At 61.1% G+C, this 1,831-nt stretch carries 1 protein-coding gene; it reads left to right on the forward strand.

Annotated elements, in window-relative coordinates; genetic code table 11:
* On the forward strand, nucleotides 1-1,831 hold a 1,831-nt coding region (locus tag WS68_RS20980), incomplete at both ends, for an efflux RND transporter permease subunit (RefSeq protein WP_156429604.1).

The raw sequence follows: 1,831 nt of genomic DNA on the forward strand, positions 1-1,831 counted from the left end.
CGTCACGTTCAAGCTCGGCACCGATCCGGACAAGGCGACGCAGCTCGTGCAGAACCGCGTGAACCAGGCGTTGCCGCATCTGCCGGAAGACGTGCAGCGGCTCGGCGTGACAACGATCAAGAGTTCACCGGCGATCACGATGATCGTGCATTTGATCTCGCCGGATAACCGCTATGACATGACGTATCTGCGCAATTACGCGCTGATCAACGTGAAGGACCGGCTGTCGCGAATCCAGGGTGTCGGCGAGGTGCAGTTGTGGGGCGCGGGCGATTACGCGATGCGCGTATGGCTCGATCCGCAAAAGGTCGCGCAGCGCAATTTGACGGCCAACGACGTCGTGAAGGCGATTCGCGATCAGAACGTGCAGGTCGCGGCGGGCGTGATCGGCGCATCGCCGACGCTGCCGGGCACGCCGCTGCAACTGTCGGTGAATGCGCGCGGGCGGCTGCAGAGCGCGGAGGAATTCGGCGACATCGTCGTGAAGACCGCGCCGGATGGCGCCGTCACGCACTTGCGCGATATCGCCCGCATTCAGCTCGGCGCGTCGGATTACGGCCTGCGGGCGCTGTTGGACAACGACGCGGCCGTTGCGATGCCGGTATATCAGTTGCCGGGCGCGAACTCGCTGCAGATCGCCGACGAAGTGCGCAAGACGATGGCCGAGCTGAAGCAGGATTTTCCGGCGGGCGTCGATTACCGGATCGTCTATGACCAGACGCTGTATATGCGATCGAGCATCAATGCCGTCATTCATACGCTCGTCGAGGCCATCGTTCTCGTATCGATCGTTGTCGTCGTGTTTTTGCAGACGTGGCGCGCATCGATCATTCCGCTGATTGCCGTGCCGGTGTCGATCGTCGGCACGTTCTCGCTGCTATTGCTGTTCGGCTATTCGATCAATACGTTGTCATTGTTCGGGATGGTGCTTGCGATCGGGATTGTCGTCGACGATGCGATCGTGGTCGTCGAGAACGTCGAGCGGAACATCGAGAACGGGCTGTCCGCACGCGATGCAGCCTACAAAACGATGCAGGAAGTGAGCGGGCCGATCATCGCGATCGCATTGACGCTCGTGGCGGTGTTCGTGCCGCTCGCGTTCATGTCGGGCCTGACGGGTCAGTTTTACAAACAATTTGCGATGACGATCGCGATCTCGACGGTGATTTCGGCGTTCAACTCGCTGACGCTGTCGCCCGCGCTGTCGGCGCTGTTGCTGAAGAGTCACGGCGACAAGGAGGACTGGTTCACGCGCGCGATGAATCGCGTGCTCGGCGGCTTTTTCCGGGGTTTCAACAAGGTGTTCCATCACGGCGCGCAGAGCTATGGGCGTGGCGTGCGCGGCGTGTTGTCGAGAAAGACGGCGATACTCGGCGTCTATTTTGTGTTGATCGGCGTGGCGATATTGCTTGCGCGGGTCGTACCGAGCGGTTTTATTCCGGCGATGGATCGAGGATATCTCGTCGCATTCGCGCGGCTGCCCAATGGCGCATCACTCGATCGTACCGAGGACGTCATGCGGCAGATGGCGTCGATCGCGCTGAAGCAACCGGGTGTTGACCATGCGCCCGCCTTTCCCGGCATGTCGGTAAATGGCTTCATGAACAGTTCCAGCTCGGGCATCGTGTTCGTGATGTTGAAGCAGTACAGCCAGCGTCATGGCATGTCCGCGGATGCCGTTGCCGCCGCGCTGACTCGTCAGTATTCGAAAATCAAGGGTGCGTCCATCGCGGTGTTCCCGCCGCCGCCGGTATTCGGTCTCGGCACGCTCGGCGGCTTCAAGATGCAGATCGAGGATCGCGGCTCGGTCGGCTACGCGAAGCTCGCGGAT

Origin of the sequence: Burkholderia sp. TSV86, assembly GCF_001522865.1 — a bacterium.
Classification (GTDB): domain Bacteria; phylum Pseudomonadota; class Gammaproteobacteria; order Burkholderiales; family Burkholderiaceae; genus Burkholderia.